At 63.9% G+C, this 17,703-nt stretch carries 15 protein-coding genes; 9 read left to right on the forward strand and 6 right to left on the reverse strand.

The annotated features are described in order from the left end of the window. Nucleotides 1-38 precede the first annotated feature (38 nt). The 6 genes from ACZ9A3_RS01875 to gap all read right to left on the reverse strand — a co-directional run bounded on the left by ACZ9A3_RS01875 (nt 39) and on the right by gap (nt 6,641). Entirely contained in the window at nt 39-464 is a 426-nt protein-coding gene (locus tag ACZ9A3_RS01875) for a YbaN family protein (RefSeq protein WP_045196600.1), read from the reverse strand. Between the two features lie 60 nt (nt 465-524). After that, on the reverse strand, nt 525-1,139 hold the full coding sequence (locus tag ACZ9A3_RS01880) for a biliverdin-producing heme oxygenase (protein WP_093387105.1): 615 nt from the start codon (nt 1,137-1,139) through the stop codon (nt 525-527). A gap of 133 nt (nt 1,140-1,272) precedes the next feature. Beyond that, entirely contained in the window at nt 1,273-3,867 is a 2,595-nt protein-coding gene (locus ACZ9A3_RS01885; RefSeq protein ID WP_476252072.1) for a TonB-dependent receptor, read from the reverse strand. Between the two features lie 119 nt (nt 3,868-3,986). Next, nucleotides 3,987-4,949, reverse strand: coding sequence for a FecR family protein (locus ACZ9A3_RS01890; RefSeq protein ID WP_476252073.1), 963 nt, complete (start codon nt 4,947-4,949; stop codon nt 3,987-3,989). Nucleotides 4,950-5,042: 93 nt separating this feature from the next. Beyond that, nucleotides 5,043-5,555: an RNA polymerase sigma factor gene (locus ACZ9A3_RS01895; RefSeq protein WP_476252074.1), complete on the reverse strand. Its 513-nt coding sequence runs from the start codon at nt 5,553-5,555 to the stop codon at nt 5,043-5,045. An 84-nt stretch (nt 5,556-5,639) separates the two neighbouring features. Continuing rightward, the gene (gene gap / locus ACZ9A3_RS01900; protein WP_045196433.1) at nt 5,640-6,641 is read right to left on the reverse strand and encodes a type I glyceraldehyde-3-phosphate dehydrogenase; all 1,002 of its coding nucleotides are present in this window, start codon (nt 6,639-6,641) and stop codon (nt 5,640-5,642) included. Nucleotides 6,642-6,910: 269 nt separating this feature from the next. On the opposite strand from gap, the gene edd reads away from it, so the two are divergent. From edd to ACZ9A3_RS01945, 9 genes are all read left to right on the forward strand, one after another. Continuing rightward, complete coding sequence (gene edd, locus ACZ9A3_RS01905; protein WP_476252075.1) at nt 6,911-8,737, forward strand: phosphogluconate dehydratase; 1,827 nt, start codon at nt 6,911-6,913, stop codon at nt 8,735-8,737. After that, nucleotides 8,734-9,687: a glucokinase gene (locus tag ACZ9A3_RS01910; RefSeq protein ID WP_093387076.1), complete on the forward strand. Its 954-nt coding sequence runs from the start codon at nt 8,734-8,736 to the stop codon at nt 9,685-9,687. The genes edd and ACZ9A3_RS01910 overlap by 4 nt, the downstream gene beginning before the upstream one ends. A 40-nt stretch (nt 9,688-9,727) precedes the next feature. Beyond that, on the forward strand, nt 9,728-10,426 hold the full coding sequence (locus ACZ9A3_RS01915) for a response regulator (RefSeq protein ID WP_045196602.1): 699 nt from the start codon (nt 9,728-9,730) through the stop codon (nt 10,424-10,426). Continuing rightward, the gene (locus ACZ9A3_RS01920; protein WP_283817154.1) at nt 10,407-11,864 is read left to right on the forward strand and encodes an ATP-binding protein; all 1,458 of its coding nucleotides are present in this window, start codon (nt 10,407-10,409) and stop codon (nt 11,862-11,864) included. Before ACZ9A3_RS01915 ends, ACZ9A3_RS01920 begins: the two co-directional genes overlap by 20 nt. 145 nt (nt 11,865-12,009) lie before the next feature. Next, nucleotides 12,010-13,269 carry an ABC transporter substrate-binding protein gene (locus ACZ9A3_RS01925; RefSeq protein ID WP_195885752.1) on the forward strand — a complete coding sequence of 420 codons (1,260 nt, stop codon included), beginning with the start codon at nt 12,010-12,012 and terminating at the stop codon, nt 13,267-13,269. A gap of 89 nt (nt 13,270-13,358) precedes the next feature. Continuing rightward, a complete protein-coding gene (locus tag ACZ9A3_RS01930; RefSeq protein ID WP_258596656.1) occupies nt 13,359-14,267 on the forward strand; it encodes a carbohydrate ABC transporter permease in 909 nt (302 codons plus the stop codon). After that, the gene (locus ACZ9A3_RS01935) at nt 14,260-15,105 is read left to right on the forward strand and encodes a carbohydrate ABC transporter permease (RefSeq protein WP_045196445.1); all 846 of its coding nucleotides are present in this window, start codon (nt 14,260-14,262) and stop codon (nt 15,103-15,105) included. Before ACZ9A3_RS01930 ends, ACZ9A3_RS01935 begins: the two co-directional genes overlap by 8 nt. 5 nt (nt 15,106-15,110) lie before the next feature. Beyond that, the gene (locus tag ACZ9A3_RS01940; protein WP_045196447.1) at nt 15,111-16,265 is read left to right on the forward strand and encodes an ABC transporter ATP-binding protein; all 1,155 of its coding nucleotides are present in this window, start codon (nt 15,111-15,113) and stop codon (nt 16,263-16,265) included. A gap of 54 nt (nt 16,266-16,319) precedes the next feature. Next, nucleotides 16,320-17,666 carry a carbohydrate porin gene (locus ACZ9A3_RS01945; protein WP_093387055.1) on the forward strand — a complete coding sequence of 449 codons (1,347 nt, stop codon included), beginning with the start codon at nt 16,320-16,322 and terminating at the stop codon, nt 17,664-17,666. Nucleotides 17,667-17,703 lie beyond the last annotated feature (37 nt).

The raw sequence follows: 17,703 nt of genomic DNA on the forward strand, positions 1-17,703 counted from the left end.
CATCCTTTTAGCGATAACAGTTCATCGGCCTTATAGCCTTAGCCATGAGTGCTCGCCGATGAACGGTCGGCAAGGCTCAAGGGCGCGGTTTCTGGCCGCGACCAGATCCACAGGTTACCCAGGCTCATGCCGGCGATGGCGAGAAACACCGGCCAGCGGTGCTCGAGAAACACCAGCATCAGGCCAGCGCACAGCAGCATGCTGACAGTGGCGCTGACCTTGGCCCGGCGCTGGATTACCTTGCCGTTGCGCCAGTTGCTGAGGATCGGCCCGAACAGCCGGTGGTTTTCCAGCCAGGCGCTCAGGCGCGGCGAGCTGCGGGTGGCGGCCCAGGCGGCGAGGAGGATGAACTCGGTGGTGGGCAGGCCGGGAATCACGATCGCTACCAGGCCGATGCCCAGGCTTACGTAAGCCAGCAGGCCGAAGAGCAGGCGCGAGAGTTTTGAAGCGGCTGGGCGGGTCATGGGCTTGTCGGTGTGCACGGGCAAGGCCCGGTTACCACGAGGGTAACCGGGTACGGCGCATCAGGCCAGTTCGGCTTTAGGCGCAGTTGCGTAAGCGTGTTTGAGCAGCTCGGTGAAACGCTCGAAGGCGGCCACGGCGCCTTGCTCGGCCTTGGCTTCTTCTTCGGCGCTCAGTTCCAGGCCGTCGAGGATGCGCGTGAACTGCTTCCAGCCTTCAGCGCGGCCACCGGCCGGCTCGCCCAGGTGACGGGCACCGAAGCTGTCCGACAGGCCCAGGCCGACGGCACGCTTGATCAGGAAGGCGGCGCCGAGCTTGGAGCCTTCGGAGACGAAGATCCAGCCCATGGCTTCACCCAGGCTGGGGTTTTGCAGGGCGCCGGCGAAGTCGGCGGGGATCTCGGTGTTCAGGTCAGCCAGGTCCAGGCCGGCCTGTTCGGCGCGGCAGCGTGCGGCGAGGTCAGGGACGATGGCGATCAGTGCCGGGTCGGTGTACAGCGCCTTGAGCTCGGACTGGAACAGGTACTGGGCAACCACGAAGCGGGCGAAGCTCTCGCGGGTTTCGAACGGCGCGTGGGATTTGACCAGGGCGTCCAGCTCGGTGTGCGGGGCGTGGGTCAGCTGGTTCAAGCGTTGCGAGCGCAGGCTGGCGCGTTCGGCGGTGGTAGCGGCGGTCATGGTGATTCCTTGCGAAATGGGCGTGCCTGATGACTAGACGAATGAGAAGACGCGGGACAGTAAAAAAACCTCACCTGTGGGGGGCTGCATTTGCAGCCCATCGCGGGTCTAGCCCGCTCCCACAGGTTCGCGGTCAGATGTCCCAGACCAGGTTGATGGCGAAATTACGGCCTGGCATGGTCAGGCGGTCGAGGTTGGCGGGGGCGGTCACCGCCGCTTCGCCGAGGCCGTCGTAGCCGCGCACGTCATCCCACTGCCAGTACTTCTTGTCGGTCAGGTTGTAGAGGCCGGCGTTGACGGTGATGTCATCGGTGACTTTGTAGAACCCGGTCAAATCGAGTACGCCGTAACCCGGGGTGCGGAACTGCTTGCTGGTGCCGTCGGGGGCGAAGAAGGTGGTGTCGTCGACGCGATCCTTGCGCTTGACCAGGGTCCAGCTCAGCAGCGCGCCGTATTGCTCTTGCTCGTAACCCAGGCCCATCACCGCGGTCAGCGGGTTGACGCTGTTGAGCGGCTGGCCGGTGTCGTCGTTGCGGCCATGGGCGTAGGCCAGCGAGCCCTGGGTGTAGAGGCCGTGCGGCGCACCGAAGGCGTCGAGGTTCAGGCGGCCCTTGAACTCGGCACCCTTGATGGTGGCGTGCTTGATGTTGTTGGCTTCGAAGGTCTGGCCGAGGTTGCTGCCCTGCACGGCGTCTTCGTTGATGAAGTCGCGGTACTTGTTGTAGAACACCGCGACATCGAAGTTACCCGCTTCGAAGTTACCGCGCAGGCCGGTCTCGTAGCTCTTGCTCTTTTCCGGTTCGAGGTTGGAGTTGCCGCGCACGCTGTAGCCCAGGCCCGGGTTTTCGAAGCGGCCATACAGCGCCTTGGCGGTCGGCGTGCGGAAGCCTTCGGCGTACTGGCCATACCAGGTGTAGTTGTCGTTGAAGGCGTAGGTCAGGCCGAACTTGGGCGAAACCCGATGCCATTTCTTCGCATCGTCATCAACCGGGTCGGTAGGGCTGGCGCCAACCCCACGCAAGAACTCGTCGGTCATGTGCGGCTTGAGTTCGGTGTAGTCGTAGCGCGCGCCCGGCAGGAAGGTCCACTGGTTCCAGCGGATTTCATCCTGGGCGAACAGGCTGTAGGTGTTGACGGTCGGGTCAGGGAAGTCGCTCACCAGTGCCTGGCTGTCACTGGCGCTGATCTGGCCGATGAAGCGGCAGGCGCCGCCGACGTTCAGGCAGGTGCCAGTGCCGCTGCGCGAGCCGGTGACCTTCTGGTGCTTGAGGGTGGTGCCGTAGGTCAGCAGGTGCTCGGTGGCGCCGATGCTGAAGGCCTTGTCCAGCTGGGCGTCGAACACCCACTGGCGGTCCTTGTAGGTGGTCTGGCGGTCACGGAACACCTGGCGACCGGAGGCGAAGTAGAGCTCTTCGGTACGCTGGTCGGTCTTGCCGATCTGGTAGTTCAGGCTCCACTTCATGTTATCGGCCAGCACGCTACCGAGGGCGAATTCGTGGTTGATACCGAAGCGCTCGCGGGTCACGGTGTCGTTGCCGGTGCGGTCGCGGTACGAGTTCATCGCGCCGAAGCCAGGAATGAACGGCCCGCCCACGGCGCTTTTCTGTTTGAGGTCGCGGTCGTCCTTGTAGTTTTCATAGGTGAAGGCCAGGCGTGCGTCGTCGGCGTAGTTCCAGCCGGCCTTGGCGAGGATGTTGGTGGTGCGCACATCTTCCGGGTTGGCGGCGGTGCGCGCCAGGCCGGTGCCGCCGTGGCTGCTGTAGGACTCGGTTTCATGGCCGTTGCGCTGGCTCAGGTGCAGCAGGCCGTCGAACTCGCCCTGGCGGCCGGCAACGGTGGCCGAGTTCAGCCAGCTCTCATCTGCCGAGCTGTAGCCAGTCTTCAGGCGTGCGCCGACGTCCTGGCCGGGCTTGATGATGTCGTCGGGGTCGAGGGTGAAGTAGCTGACCGCGCCGCCAATGGCGTTGCTGCCGTACAGCACCGAGGCCGGGCCACGGAGGATCTCCACGCGCTTGACGATTTCAGGGTCGACGTAGTTGCGCTGGGTCTGGGCGTAGGGGCCGAAGAAGAAGCTGTCGGGGATCGACACGCCGTCGATCTGGGTCAGCACCCGCTCGCCGTCGATACCGCGGATGTTGTAGCCGTTCAGGCCGCTGCGCTGGCCGGTGCCGCTGACCGAAACGCCAGGCTCGTAACGCACCAGTTCCTTGATGTTGTTGACGTTCTGGCGGTCGAGTTGTTCGCGGGTCTGCACGCTGACGGTGCTCGGCACCTGGCTGACGTCCTGGGCGCTGCGGGTGGCGCTGACGGTGATCTGCTGCAGGGCGATGGCCTTGCCGGCGCTGCGTTCGATCACCACGTTGGCGCTGCTTAAGGTGCGGTAGCTCAGGCCGGTGCCGGCCAGCAGGCGCTGCAGGGCGGCCTCAGGCTTCAGTGAGCCATGCACGCCCGGTGAGGCGACGCCTTCGGCCAGTTCGGCAGAGAAGCCCACTTGCCAGCCGGTGACCGAGGTAAAGGCATTGAGCGCTGACACCAGCGGCTGTTGGCTGATGGCAAAGCGGTAGTCGCCCATGCGCGGGGCACTGGCCTGGGCCGGCTCCGCGGCCAGCGCCGGCAGGCTGCAGGCGCCGCTGGCGAGCATGGCCAGGGTCAACAGGGAGAGCGTGCAACGCTGCAGGCCGGGGGTACGTGAAGTGGCTGAAGATCGACGAGTGAAACCAGTGGACATCGAAAGCGCTCCCTGTCGCGCAAATGTTATAGGTGCTGGCTGATTCAAAAATAAGAATCAGTTGCATTAGCTATAACGAGACGTAACAGCGTCAGGGATCGCGTAAAAAAACTTTTGCCTCAGTTGAGAATCACCAGCGCCGGGTACTCATGCAGCTGCGCCGAGGTGATGTGGGCCAGGGCGCGCAGGGTTTCCAGCGGCTGGTCGAGGCGGTAGTTGCCGGTGACCGCGACGTTCGCCAGCTGTTCGTTGCCGTTGATGATCCACCCCGGGTAGTAGCGGCGCAATTCGGCCAGTACCTGGTTCAGCGGGCAGTTTTCGAACACCAGCCGGCCCTGGACCCAGGCCAGGTCTTTTTGCGCATCCAGACGCCCGCGCTGGCCAAAGCCATTGGGGCCGACGCTGATGCTGTCGCCCGCCGACAGGCGAATGCGCTGGTCGCTGCTGGCCTGCAGGTCGACATCGCCGCGTTGCACCCGCACCTGGGCTTCGCCGTTGAGGTAGCGCACGGCAAAGTCGGTGTCGCGCACACTGGCGCGCAACGGGCCGGCTTGCACCTCCAGGGGCGGTTGGGCGCCAGCGGGAATCTCGAAATAGGCCTCGCCCTGCAGCAGCCGGGCAACCTGGCGGTTGTCGCGCAGGTCGCTGGCAAAGGCCGAATTGGTGTTGAGCAACACCTTGGAGCCGTCGTCCAGTTGCAAGCGCTGGCGTTCACCGACCACGGTCAGGTGATCGGCCTGCAGGCGCACCGGCAGGTTGCCGACGGTGAAAATCCCCACCAGCAGCACAGCGGCTGCGGCCAGGGGCTTGTAGTGCGGGCGGATGCGTGAGCGCAGGCTGCGACGCTGCACCTGGTGCAGTTGCCCGGCTGCCTGGCGCAAGGGCGCGCCGTTCCAGATGGCCTCGGCCTCGACATAGGCGCGGGCATTGGCCGGGTCAGCCTCGAGCCAGGCTTCGAAGGCCTGGGTGTCTTCGGCGCTGGCACATTGCAGGCGGATCAGCCAGTCCAGGGCCTGGTCCATGGCCTGGTCACTGGCAGCTTGGCCAGGCGGCGCGGGGCGAGGAGGGGGACTGTCGGTCACGGGTGGGTCCTTGGCGGGGCTGGCGCTTTTTGCGAATGATCCGGGGTATCCATGGGGATGGCAAGGTTTTAGCTGCGATCCACGACGGGCTGTTTACTTCAGCCGGTCGGCTACCCCTACACAGATGGCCATGATCAGTTTCAGTTCCTTCTGAACCGTGCTTGCCGACACTTTCAACTGTTCGGCGATTTCCAGGTAACTGGCTCCGTGCAGGCGGCTGAGGATGAAGATGCGTTGCTGGCGCTCGGTCAACTGGGCGAGGCTGACGCTCAGGCGCTTGAGCAGTTGTTCGGCGTGGGCGGCGTCTTCGGCGCTGCTGCTGGGCGCGGCGACGTTGTGCAGAATTTGCTCGGGCACGTCCTCGACCAGGTTGCGCGACTGCGCCCGGCGCGCGCGCAAGTGATCAAGGGCGAGGTTGCGCGCAGTCTGGAAAACGAAGGGTTCCAGGTGCTCGATGGGGCGTTCGCCAAGGGCATGGGTAACCCGCAGGTAAGTCTCCTGCAACAGGTCTTCGGCAGTGCTGGGGTTATCCACCATGCGCTGCAGGGTGCGCAGCAGGCTGACCCGCTGGGCGAGGAAAACGACGTTGAACTGGGACTGACTCACAGCGGTACCCGACCATGGCGTGGCGAATGATAATGCTTATCATCAACGCTTTGGTCAAGTACTGCCTCCTGCGAGGTTGTGATCCTAGCGGGCGTTGCACAGTGCCAGGCAGTTATCCAGCATGCGGTTGGAGAAGCCCCATTCGTTGTCGTACCAGGCCAGTACCTTGAGCATGCGCCCGTTGGCGCGGGTGTGGTTGGCGTCGAAAATCGACGACAGCGGGTTGTGGTTGAAGTCGCAGGACACCAGCGGCAGGCTGTTGTAGCCCAGTACCTTGGAGTGCCGGCTGGCCTCCTTGAACAGCGCGTTGACGGCCTCGGCCGTGGCCTCGCGCTCAAGATTGACGGTCAGGTCGACCAGCGACACGTTGATCACCGGCACCCGCACGGCCATGCCGGTGAGCTTGCCGGCCAGTTCCGGCAGCACCAGGCCCACGGCTTCGGCGGCGCCGGTCTTGCTCGGGATCATCGACTGGGTTGCCGCACGGGCGCGGTACGGGTCGCTGTGGTAAACGTCAGTGAGGCTCTGGTCGTTGGTATAGGCGTGGATGGTGGTCATCAGCCCCTGCTCGATGCCGAACTCGCGGTGCAGCACCTGGGCCAGCGGCGCCAGGCAGTTGGTGGTGCACGAAGCGCTGGAGATGATCTGGTGCGAAGGGCGCAGGATGTCATGGTTGACCCCGTACACCACGGTGGCATCCGCGCCCTTGGCCGGCGCCGAGATAATGACTTTGCCGGCCCCGGCAGTAAGATGGGCGGCGGCCTTGGCGCGTTCGGTGAATAACCCGGTGCATTCGAACACCACATCGATGGCCTCGGCTTTCCACGGCAGTTCCGCTGGGTTGCGGATGGCGCTGACGGCAATGCGGTCGCCGTTGACGGTAATACTCTCGTGATCGGATTCAACCGTGGCAGCAAAGCTGCCGTGGACACTGTCGTATTTGAGCAGATGGGCATTGATCGCGCTGTCGCCCAGGTCGTTGATGGCGACGACCTGCAGGTCCTGACGGTAGCCTTGGGTATAGAGTGCGCGAAGGATGTTGCGGCCGATGCGGCCAAAGCCATTGATTGCGATACGAAGGGTCATGGAGCTACCTCTGGCAGACCGGGTGAAGCCCGTGGCAATTGAAGTTTTGCTTCACTGCATCTGATTTTGTTGTTGGAATTACAAGATTATTCGTAAAAAAATAGAAAACAAGCCTTTTTGCTGGCAATATTTTATTCAATCTACAACGAGCGATCGGCCAAGCCGTCCCTCCCGCAACGCATCGCCCCTGCCCTTGAGCCTAGGTCGCGATCGTTGATAAGGGAAACCGCCGCAGAGGTCGCAACCACCGATAGCCTGGAGTCCAGTACATGCATCCGCGCATTCTTGAGGTCACCCAACGGCTGATCGCCCGCAGTCGCCCCACCCGTGAACGCTACCTTGAGCTGATTTGCGGGGCCGCCAGCGACGGGCCGATGCGTGCCAAGCTGCAATGCGCCAACTTCGCTCACGGTGTCGCCGGTTGTGGCAGCCAGGACAAAGACAGCCTGCGGATGATGAACGCGGCCAACGTCGCCATCGTCTCCGCCTACAACGACATGCTCTCGGCGCACCAGCCTTACGAGCATTACCCCGAACAGATCAAGCAGGCGCTGCGCGAAATCGGCTCGGTCGGCCAGTTCGCCGGCGGCGTGCCGGCCATGTGCGACGGCGTCACCCAGGGTGAGCCGGGCATGGAGCTGGGCATCGCCAGCCGCGAAGTGATCGCCATGTCCACCGCCATCGCCCTGTCGCACAACATGTTCGACGCGGCGCTGATGCTCGGCATCTGCGACAAGATCGTCCCCGGCCTGCTGATGGGCGCGCTGCGCTTTGGCCACCTGCCGACCGTTTTCGTCCCCGGCGGGCCGATGCCGTCGGGCATCTCCAACAAGGAGAAAGCCGATGTGCGCCAGCGCTACGCCGAAGGCAAGGCCAGCCGCGAAGAGCTGCTGGAATCGGAGATGAAGTCCTACCACAGCCCCGGCACCTGCACCTTCTACGGCACCGCCAACACCAACCAGCTGTTGATGGAAGTGATGGGCCTGCACCTGCCGGGCGCCTCCTTCGTCAACCCCTACACGCCGCTGCGCGATGCCCTCACTGTCGAGGCTGCGCAGCAAGTCACGCGCATGACCAAGGCCAGTGGCAGCTTCATGCCGCTGGGCGAGATCGTCGACGAGAAATCCCTAGTCAACTCCATCGTGGCCCTGCACGCCACCGGCGGCTCGACCAACCACACCCTGCACATGCCGGCGATTGCCCAGGCCGCCGGCATCCAGTTGACCTGGCAGGACATGGCGCAGCTTTCGGAAGTGGTGCCGACCCTGTCCCACGTCTATCCGAACGGCAAGGCCGATATCAACCACTTCCAGGCTGCCGGTGGCATGGCCTTCCTGATTCGCGAACTGCTCGATGCCGGTTTGCTCCACGAAGACGTCAACACCGTCGCTGGCCACGGCCTGCGCCGCTACACCCGGGAGCCGTTCCTTGAGGCCGGCAAACTGGTCTGGCGCGAAGGCCCGCAGGCCAGCCTCGACGAGGCGATCCTGCGCCCCGTGGCCCGGGCGTTCTCGCCCGAAGGCGGTCTGCGGGTGATGGAAGGCAACCTCGGTCGCGGGGTGATGAAGGTGTCTGCCGTCGCCGCCGAGCACCAGGTGGTCGAAGCCCCGGCACTGGTGTTCCATGACCAGCAAGCACTGGCCGATGCCTTCCAGGCCGGCCAGCTTGAGCGTGACTTCGTCGCCGTGATGCGCTTCCAGGGCCCGCGCTGCAACGGCATGCCCGAGCTGCACAAGATGACCCCGTTCCTCGGTGTGCTGCAGGACCGGGGCTTCAAGGTCGCGCTGGTGACTGACGGGCGCATGTCCGGTGCTTCGGGAAAAATCCCCGCAGCCATTCACGTCTGCCCCGAAGCCTTCGACGGCGGCCCGCTGGCGCGCTTGCGTGACGGCGATATCGTCCGCGTCGATGGCGTCGCCGGCACCCTGACGGTGAAACTCAGTGCCGCAGAGCTGGCCGATCGTCAACTGCCCGCCGCGCCGACCGGCAACGACCTGGGTTGCGGCCGTGAGCTGTTCGGCTTCCTGCGCACCGCCCTGAGCCCGGCCGAGAAGGGCGCCAGCGCCTTCACCTCGGCGCTGGAGACGCTCAAATGAAGCGCGCACTGGTCGGCGATATCGGCGGCACCAATGCACGCTTTGCCCTTTGGGAAGACAACCGCATGCATGCGGTGCAGGTCTTTGCCACGGCCGATTACACCAGCCCGGAACAGGCCATCGGCGCTTATCTGGCCGCCCAGGGCCTGGCCCGCGGCGAGCTGGGCGCAGTGTGCCTGGCGGTGGCCGGGCCGGTCGATGGCGACGAGTTTCGCTTTACCAACAACCACTGGCGCCTCAGCCGCGAGGCGTTCTGCAACACCTTGCAGGTCGAGCGCTTGCTGCTGATCAACGATTTCACTGCCATGGCCCTGGGCATGACCCGCCTGCAGGCGGGCGAGTACCGCAGTGTCTGCCAAGGCGCGCCGGATCCAGGCCGCCCGGCGCTGGTGATCGGCCCGGGCACCGGCCTTGGCGTCGGCACTTTGCTGAGCCTGGGTGATGAGCGCTGGATGGCGCTGCCGGGCGAGGGCGGGCATGTCGACCTGCCGGTGGGCAATGCCCGCGAAGCGCAGATACATCAGCAGATCGCCAACGAAATCGGCCATGTCAGCGCCGAGACCGTGCTCAGCGGCGGCGGCCTGTTGCGCTTGTACCAGGCCATCTGCGCCCTCGATGGCCAGCCTGCGCCATTGCAGAGCCCGGCGGCGATCACCGACGCGGCGCTGGCCGGCGAGCCGGTTGCCCTGGCGGTGATCGAGCAGTTCTGCCGGTTCCTTGGCCGGGTGGCGGGCAACAACGTGCTGACTCTTGGCGCGCGAGGCGGGGTGTTTATCGTCGGCGGCATCATTCCGCGCTTTGCCGAGCTGTTCCTGGCCAGCGGCTTTGCCGCCAGTTTTGCCGACAAGGGCTGCATGAGTGGCTACTTCAAGGATGTCCCGGTATGGTTGGTGACCGCCGAATTCTCCGGCTTGCTCGGGGCTGGCGTAGCGTTGCAACAAGCCGGTTGAGCGGTGGAGCAAGGAGTGATTCGTGAGCAAGTCGATACTGATGGTCGACGACGACCAGGACATCCGTGAACTGCTGCAGGCCTACCTGAGCCGCGCCGGTTTCAGCGTCCAGGCGGTGGCCGACGGCCGTGGCTTTCGCCAGGCCCTGGACGCCAGCGACTGTGACCTGGTGATCCTCGACGTGATGCTGCCCGACGAAGATGGCTTCAGCCTGTGTCGCTGGGTGCGCCAGCATCCGCGCCTGGCGCAGGTGCCGATCATCATGCTCACTGCCAGCTCCGACGAAGCCGACCGGGTTATCGGCCTGGAACTGGGCGCCGACGATTACCTGGGCAAACCCTTCAGCCCGCGCGAACTGCAGGCGCGGATCAAGGCGTTGCTGCGCCGTGCCGGTTTTGGCCAGGAGCGCAGTGGCGGTGACGTGCTGGCCTTCGATGACTGGCGCCTGGATACCATCAGCCATCGGCTGTTCCACCGTGACGGTGAAGAGGTGATTCTGTCCGGCGCCGATTTTGCCTTGCTCAAGCTGTTCCTCGATCACCCGCAACAGATCCTCGACCGCGACACCATTGGCAACGCCACCCGTGGCCGCGAGCCGATGCCGCTGGACCGCATCGTCGACATGGCGGTCAGCCGCCTGCGCCAGCGCCTGCGTGACACCGAAAAGCCGCCACGCTTGATTCGTACCGTGCGCGGCAGTGGTTACTTGCTGGCGGCCAATGTTGCGCCTGCGCACTGACGGGCGCTGGCGCCTGCCGCTGCCGCGCTCGCTGCTGGGGCGCATGCTGCTGTTGACCTTGCTGGTAGTGCTGTTGGCGCAAGCGCTCTCGAGCCTGATCTGGCTGTCGCAACTGCGCGCCAGCCAGATGCAAGGCCTGGTTGCCAGCGCCCGTAGCCTGGCCCATTCGATGAGTGCCAGCGTCAGCTATTTTCGTTCGCTGCCGGTAGCGTACCGGCCGATGGTGCTCGACCAGTTGCGCAGCATGGGCGGCACCCGTTTCGTCGTGTCCCTCAACGATAAACCCCTGGACATGCAGGTACTGCCCGCCACGCCGCGCAAGGCCGCGGTGATCGATGCCGTCGGCGAGGTGCTGCACCAGCGCCTGGGGGCGCAGCTGGAAATTTCCATCCAGTTCGTCAGCCCGCAAGACCTGCGAATCTTCAACAGCGGCCTGAAACTCGATGAGCTGCCGCGCTCCTGGGCCCACTATGCGCTGACCCTGGAGCCGATCAACCCGCCAGTGCTGGTGACCCAGATCCACCTCGCCGAAGACGAATGGCTGTACATCGCATCGCTGTTGCCCGAGCCCTATACCAGCCTCGAAGAGCAGGGTCTGCCCAGCCAGCAGCTGTGGTTCATCGTCCTCACCAGTTCATTCCTGCTGCTGTTCATCGGCCTGCTGGTGCACTGGCAGAGCCGCCCGCTCAAGCGCCTGGCCCTGGCTGCGCGGGAGATGTCGCTGGGTGCTGACGTCGAGCCGGTGACCGAAGGCGGCGGCAGCGAAGTGGAGGAGGTGGGCCGCGCCTTCAACGCCATGCGCGAACGCATCAGCCGCTACCTGACCGAGCGCAGCCAGTTGTTCAGCGCCATCTCCCACGACCTGCGCACACCGATCACGCGCTTGCGCTTGCGGGTCGAGCTGCTCGATGACGAGCAGTTGCAGGCCAAGTTCGGCCGCGACCTCGATGAGCTGGAGATGCTGGTCAAGGGCGCGCTGCAGTGCGTGAAGGACACCGACATCCACGAGAACATCGAGCGAATCGACCTCAATCAGGTGCTCGAATGCCTGGTCGAGCCGTACCTGGGCAGTGGCCAGATCACCCTCGAAGGCCGGGCCCTGGCGCCGTATCCGGGCAAGCCGCTGGCGCTCAAACGCTGCATCGGCAACCTGATCGACAACGCCTTGAAGTACGGCGAGCGCGCCCACCTGCGCATCATCGACAGCGACAGCGGCTTCGTCCTGCAGGTCGATGACGAAGGCCCGGGCGTGCCCGAGCAGCGCCAGGAGCAGGTGTTCGAGCCGCACTTTCGCCTGGCCGGGCAGCAGCAGGGCTATGGCCTGGGCCTGGGTATTGCGCGCAACATCGCCCACAGCCACGGCGGCGAGGTGAGCCTGCGCAACCTGCGTGAAGGGGGCCTGCGGGTGACCTTGAGCCTGCCGCGCAGCAATGACTGACACCCTCATTCAGGCGAATGTCACCAACTGGTGACATTCGCGCATCCCTTCGTTACCTGCAGCCCCCGTGCCGCTGGTTAGACTCCGATGCAAGCGCAAGCACCACGACTTGCACCTGCATAACAACAAGAAAAGGTTTCTCTCGATGAATGCGATCAATCGCCTCGCCGCTGTCATTTCCCTCGCCTCCTTGTTGCCCCTCAGTGCAATTGCCGCCAACGGTACCGTTGAAGTCACTCATTGGTGGACTTCCGGTGGTGAAGCCGCAGCGGTGAAAACCCTCAAGGAACAAGTCGAGAAAGACGGCTTCACCTGGAAGGACAACGCCGTCGCCGGTGGCGGTGGCGCCGCGGCCATGACCGTATTGAAAAGCCGCGCCGTGGCCGGCAACCCGCCGGGCGCTGCCCAGATCAAGGGGCCGGACATCCAGGAATGGGGTGCGCTGGGCCTGCTCACAGAACTCGACGATGTCGCCAAGGCCAACAACTGGGATGCCCTGCTGCCGAAGAAAGTCGCGCAGATCATGCAGTACGACGGCCACTATGTGGCGGTGCCGGTGAACATTCACCGGGTCAACTGGCTGTGGATCAACCCGCAGGTGTTCGACAAGGCCGGGGCCAAGGTGCCGACTACCCTCGATGAGCTGTTCGTTGCCGCCGACAAGCTCAAGGCGGCCGGTTTCATCCCGCTGGCCCATGGTGGTCAGCCGTGGCAGGACAGCACGGTCTTCGAGGACGTGGCACTGAGCATCCTCGGGCCAAAGGGCTATCACAAAGCTTTCGTCGACTTGAACGAGAAAACCCTGACCAGCAAAAAAATGGTCAAGGTGTTCGCCACCCTGCAACGCCTGGGCACCTACATGGACCCCAACCGCGCCGGGCGTGACTGGAACATTGCCGCCGCCGAGGTTATCAACGGCAAGGCCGGCATGCAGATCATGGGCGACTGGGCCAAGAGCGAGTGGACCGCCGCCGGCAAGGTGGCGGGCAAGGACTACCAGTGCGTGGCCTTCCCCGGCACCCAGGGCAGCTTTGCCTACAACATCGACTCGCTGGCGATGTTCAAGCTCAAGAACGAGGACGACATCAAGGCTCAGAACGACCTGGCCAAGGTCGCCCTGGAGCCGCAGTTCCAGACCGTGTTCAACCAGAACAAGGGCTCCCTGCCGGTACGCCAGGACATGGACATGAGCCAGTTCGACGCCTGTACGCAAAAGTCGGCGGTGGACTTCAAGGAAGCGGAAAAAGGCGACGGCCTGCAACCGAGCATGGCCCACAACATGGCGACTTCGCTGGCGGTGCAGGGGGCGATCTTCGATGTCGTCACCAACTTCTTCAACGACCCCAAAGCCGACCCGGCGACAGCGGTCAAGCAGCTGAGTTCGGCGATCAAGTCGGCCAAGTGATGGGCTGATGTGGGGGCGGCCTTTCGGGCCCTTCGCGGGGCAAGCCCGCTCCCACAATACCCGCGATTGCCTCCACACGAGATATCCTGATGAGCACTGTTGCCACACTCAACAAGGCCTCACCCCTGGACGCCCTGCAGCGCTGGTTACCGAAACTGGTGCTGGCGCCAAGCATGCTGATCGTCCTGGTGGGCTTTTACGGCTACATCCTCTGGACCTTCGTCCTGTCCTTCACCAACTCAAGCTTCATGCCCAGCTACAAATGGGTGGGCCTTGCGCAGTACGCGCGGCTGATGGAGAACGACCGCTGGTGGGTGGCGAGCAAGAACCTGCTGCTGTTCGGCGGCATGTTCATCGCCATCAGCCTGGCGATCGGCGTACTGCTGGCGGTGCTGCTCGACCAGCGCATCCGCCGCGAAGGCTTCATTCGCACCATTTACCTGTACCCCATGGCGCTGTCAATGATCGTCACCGGCACCGCCTGGAAGTGGCTGCTCAACCCCGGCCTGGGCCTGGACAAGATGCTTCGCGACTGGGGCTGGGAAGGCTTTCGCCTGGACTGGCTGGTGGACCCCGACCGGGTCGTCTACTGCCTGGTGATCGCCGCCGTGTGGCAGGCCTCGGGCTTTGTCATGGCGCTGTTCCTGGCCGGCCTGCGCGGCGTCGATCAGTCGATCATTCGCGCCGCGCAGGTCGATGGCGCCAGCCTGCCGAGCATCTACCTGCGTATCGTTTTACCGAGTTTGCGCCCGGTGTTTTTCAGCGCGCTGATGATCCTTGCGCACATCGCCATCAAGAGCTTCGACCTGGTAGCGGCGATGACCGCAGGCGGCCCGGGCTATGCCTCGGACCTGCCGGCGATGTTCATGTACTCCTTCACCTTCAGCCGCGGGCAGATGGGCATGGGCTCGGCCAGCGCGATCCTGATGCTCGGCGCGATCCTGTCGATCCTGGTGCCTTACCTGTATTCGGAACTGAGGAACAAGCGCCATGACTAGGTCCCTCGCTCCCCGCTCGTTGAGTTTCAGCCGCCTGGCGATTTACTCGACCCTGATCCTGGCCTGCGCGCTGTACCTGATCCCGCTGGTCGTGATGCTGCTGACCAGCTTCAAGTCGCCGGAGGACATCCGTACCGGCAACCTGCTGAGCTGGCCCGAGGTAATCACCGGCATCGGCTGGATCAAGGCCTGGGACACGGTCGGCGGCTACTTCTGGAACTCGGTGAAGATCACCGTGCCGGCGGTGGTGATCTCGACCCTGCTCGGTGCGTTGAACGGTTACGTGCTGTCGATGTGGCGCTTCCGGGGCTCGCAGCTGTTCTTCGGATTGCTGTTGTTCGGCTGCTTCCTGCCGTTCCAGACCGTGCTGCTGCCGGCCTCGTTCACCCTCGGCAAGCTGGGCCTGGCCAGCACCACCAGCGGCCTGGTGCTGGTGCATATCGTCTACGGGCTGGCCTTTACCACGCTGTTTTTCCGCAACTACTACTGCAGCGTGCCGGAGGCGCTGGTGCGCGCGGCGCGGCTCGATGGCGCGGGGTTCTTCACCATCTTCGGGCGCATCCTGCTGCCGATGTCGGTGCCGATCATCATGGTCTGCCTGATCTGGCAGTTCACCCAGATCTGGAACGACTTTCTCTTCGGCGTGGTGTTCGCCAGTGGCGATGCGCAACCGATCACCGTGGCCCTGAACAACCTGGTCAACACCAGCACCGGGGTCAAGGAATACAACGTCGACATGGCGGCGGCGATGATCGCCGGGTTACCGACCCTGTTGGTCTATGTGCTGGCTGGCAAGTATTTCCTGCGCGGGCTCACGGCCGGCGCGGTCAAGGGGTAAACACAATGGCAACGCTTGAACTGCGCAACGTCAACAAGAGCTACGGCAGCGGCATGCCGGACACCCTGAAGAACATCGAGCTGTCGATCGACTCCGGCGAGTTCCTGATCCTGGTCGGGCCGTCCGGCTGTGGCAAGTCGACCCTGATGAACTGCATCGCCGGCCTTGAACAGATCAGCGGCGGGGCGATCCTGGTGGATGATGCCGACATCAGTGGCATGAGCCCCAAGGACCGCGACATCGCCATGGTGTTTCAGTCTTACGCGCTGTACCCGACCATGAACGTGCGCGACAACATCGCCTTCGGCCTGAAGATGCGCAAGATGCCCGCCGCCGCCATCGATGAAGAAGTGGCGCGGGTGGCTAAGCTGCTGCAGATCGAGCACCTGCTGGCACGCAAGCCTGGCCAGCTGTCCGGTGGCCAGCAGCAACGCGTGGCCATGGGCCGGGCGCTGGCGCGGCGGCCGAAGATCTACCTGTTCGACGAGCCGCTGTCCAACCTCGACGCCAAGCTGCGGGTGGAGATGCGCACCGAGATCAAGCTGATGCACCAGCGCCTGAAGACCACCACGGTGTACGTCACCCACGACCAGATCGAGGCCATGACCCTGGGCGACAAGGTGGCGGTGATGAAAGACGGGCTGATCCAGCAGTTCGGCACCCCACAGCAGATCTACAACGACCCGGCCAACCTGTTCGTCGCAAGCTTCATCGGTTCGCCACCGATGAATTTCATTCCCCTGCGCCTGCAGCGCAAGGACGGGCGCCTGCTGGCCCTGCTCGACAGTGGCCAGGCGCGTTGCGAGCTACCCTTGGGGTTCAATGTCGCGGGCCTGGAGGAGCGTGAAGTGATTCTCGGCATTCGTCCCGAACAGATCGCCCTGGCCCCGGCCCAGGCCAACGGCTTGCCGAGCATTCGTGCCGAAGTGCAGATCACCGAGCCCACCGGGCCGGACCTGCTGGTGTTCGTCACGCTCAACCAGACCAAAGTCTGCTGCCGCCTGGCCCCGGATGTGCCAACCCAGGTCGGCGACACCCTCAACCTGCAGTTCGACCCGGCGCGGGTGCTGCTGTTCGATGCCGCCACGGGTGAGCGCCTGGGTGTTGCCGCACCCGCGCAGACAAGTCAGGACAATGTCGCCCAATTCAAGGGCCGCTGAATTCGTTATAGAACGTAGAAACCCATCGAGAACAATAAAACGAGGAAACAAGGGATGGATCACTTCAAGCGTATCAAGCCGCTGGCGCCGCTGACCCTGCTGGCGGCCCTGGGCGTCAGTTGCGGGGCGCAGGCGGCCGGCGCCTTTGCCCCGGAGTCGAAATGGATGAGCGGCGACTGGGGCGGCACCCGCACCGAATTGCTGGAGAAGGGCTACGACTTCACCCTCGATTACGTCGGCGAGGTGGCCGGTAACCTCAATGGTGGCTACAACGACGACAAGACTGCCCGTTACAGCGACCAGTTCGCGCTCGGTGCGCATCTGGATCTGGAGAAGATCTTCGGCTGGCACGATGCCGAGTTCAAGCTGGCGATCACCGAGCGTAGCGGGCGCAACCTGTCCAACGACCGCATCAGCGACCCGCGCGCCGGCCAGTTCAGTTCGGTGCAGGAAGTCTGGGGCCGTGGCCAGACCTGGCGCCTGACGCAGATGTGGGTCAAACAGAAATATTTCGATGGCGCCCTGGATATCAAGGTCGGCCGTTTCGGTGAAGGCGAGGATTTCAACAGCTTCCCCTGCGACTTCCAGAACCTGGCGTTCTGCGGCTCGCAGGTGGGTAACTGGGTTGGCGGCATCTGGTACAACTGGCCGGTCAGCCAGTGGGCCATGCGGGTCAAGTACAACATCACCCCGGAGTTCTTCGCCCAGGTCGGCGTGTATGAGCAGAACCCCTCCAACCTTGAGACCGGTAATGGCTTCAAGCTCAGCGGCAGCGGCACCAAGGGCATGATCCTGCCGGTGGAGCTGGTCTGGTCGCCGCAGGTCAACGGCCTGCCGGGTGAGTACCGTCTGGGTTACTACTACAGCACGGCCAAGGCCGATGACGTCTATGAAGACCTCAATGGCCAGCCCCAGGCATTGACCGGCGCCGCCTTCAAGTCGCATTCGAGCAAGCATGGCTGGTGGGTGGTGGCCCAACAGCAGGTCACTACGCACAACGGTGATGCCAACCGCGGCCTGAGCCTGTTCGCCAACTTCACCGTGCACGACAAGGCCACCAACGTGGTCGACAACTATCAGCAGGTGGGCATGGTCTACAAGGGCGCCTTCGATGGCCGGCCCAAGGATGACATTGGCTTTGGCGTAGCGCGCATCCACGTCAACGATGACGTGCAGGACAGGGCAAAACTGCTCAACCAGCAGAGCGGTATCGCGGATTACAACGACGCCGATTTCGTGCCGATCCAGAAGACTGAGTACAACGCCGAACTGTACTACGGCTTCCACGTTACCAACTGGCTGACCGTGCGGCCGAACCTGCAGTACATCAAGAGCCCGGGCGGGGTGGATGAGGTGGATAACGCGCTGGTCGCCGGGTTGAAGATTCAGTCGTCGTTCTGAGGCGATATGTTGTAAATTTACGCATATTGCGACCGCT

It is taken from the genome of Pseudomonas sp. TE4620, assembly GCF_056279045.1.

What these genes read in the sequence shown, in the direction of transcription:
- ACZ9A3_RS01875 (WP_045196600.1), bottom strand. Translation starts at nt 464, where the DNA reads ATGACCCGCCCAGCCGCTTCAAAACTCTCGCGCCTGCTCTTCGGCCTG.
- ACZ9A3_RS01880 (WP_093387105.1), bottom strand. Translation starts at nt 1,139, where the DNA reads ATGACCGCCGCTACCACCGCCGAACGCGCCAGCCTGCGCTCGCAACGC.
- ACZ9A3_RS01885 (WP_476252072.1), bottom strand. Translation starts at nt 3,867, where the DNA reads ATGTCCACTGGTTTCACTCGTCGATCTTCAGCCACTTCACGTACCCCC.
- gap (WP_045196433.1), bottom strand. Translation starts at nt 6,641, where the DNA reads ATGACCCTTCGTATCGCAATCAATGGCTTTGGCCGCATCGGCCGCAAC.
- edd (WP_476252075.1), top strand. Translation starts at nt 6,911, where the DNA reads ATGCATCCGCGCATTCTTGAGGTCACCCAACGGCTGATCGCCCGCAGT.
- ACZ9A3_RS01910 (WP_093387076.1), top strand. Translation starts at nt 8,734, where the DNA reads ATGAAGCGCGCACTGGTCGGCGATATCGGCGGCACCAATGCACGCTTT.
- ACZ9A3_RS01915 (WP_045196602.1), top strand. Translation starts at nt 9,728, where the DNA reads ATGGTCGACGACGACCAGGACATCCGTGAACTGCTGCAGGCCTACCTG.
- ACZ9A3_RS01920 (WP_283817154.1), top strand. Translation starts at nt 10,407, where the DNA reads ATGTTGCGCCTGCGCACTGACGGGCGCTGGCGCCTGCCGCTGCCGCGC.
- ACZ9A3_RS01925 (WP_195885752.1), top strand. Translation starts at nt 12,010, where the DNA reads ATGAATGCGATCAATCGCCTCGCCGCTGTCATTTCCCTCGCCTCCTTG.
- ACZ9A3_RS01930 (WP_258596656.1), top strand. Translation starts at nt 13,359, where the DNA reads ATGAGCACTGTTGCCACACTCAACAAGGCCTCACCCCTGGACGCCCTG.
- ACZ9A3_RS01935 (WP_045196445.1), top strand. Translation starts at nt 14,260, where the DNA reads ATGACTAGGTCCCTCGCTCCCCGCTCGTTGAGTTTCAGCCGCCTGGCG.
- ACZ9A3_RS01940 (WP_045196447.1), top strand. Translation starts at nt 15,111, where the DNA reads ATGGCAACGCTTGAACTGCGCAACGTCAACAAGAGCTACGGCAGCGGC.
- ACZ9A3_RS01945 (WP_093387055.1), top strand. Translation starts at nt 16,320, where the DNA reads ATGGATCACTTCAAGCGTATCAAGCCGCTGGCGCCGCTGACCCTGCTG.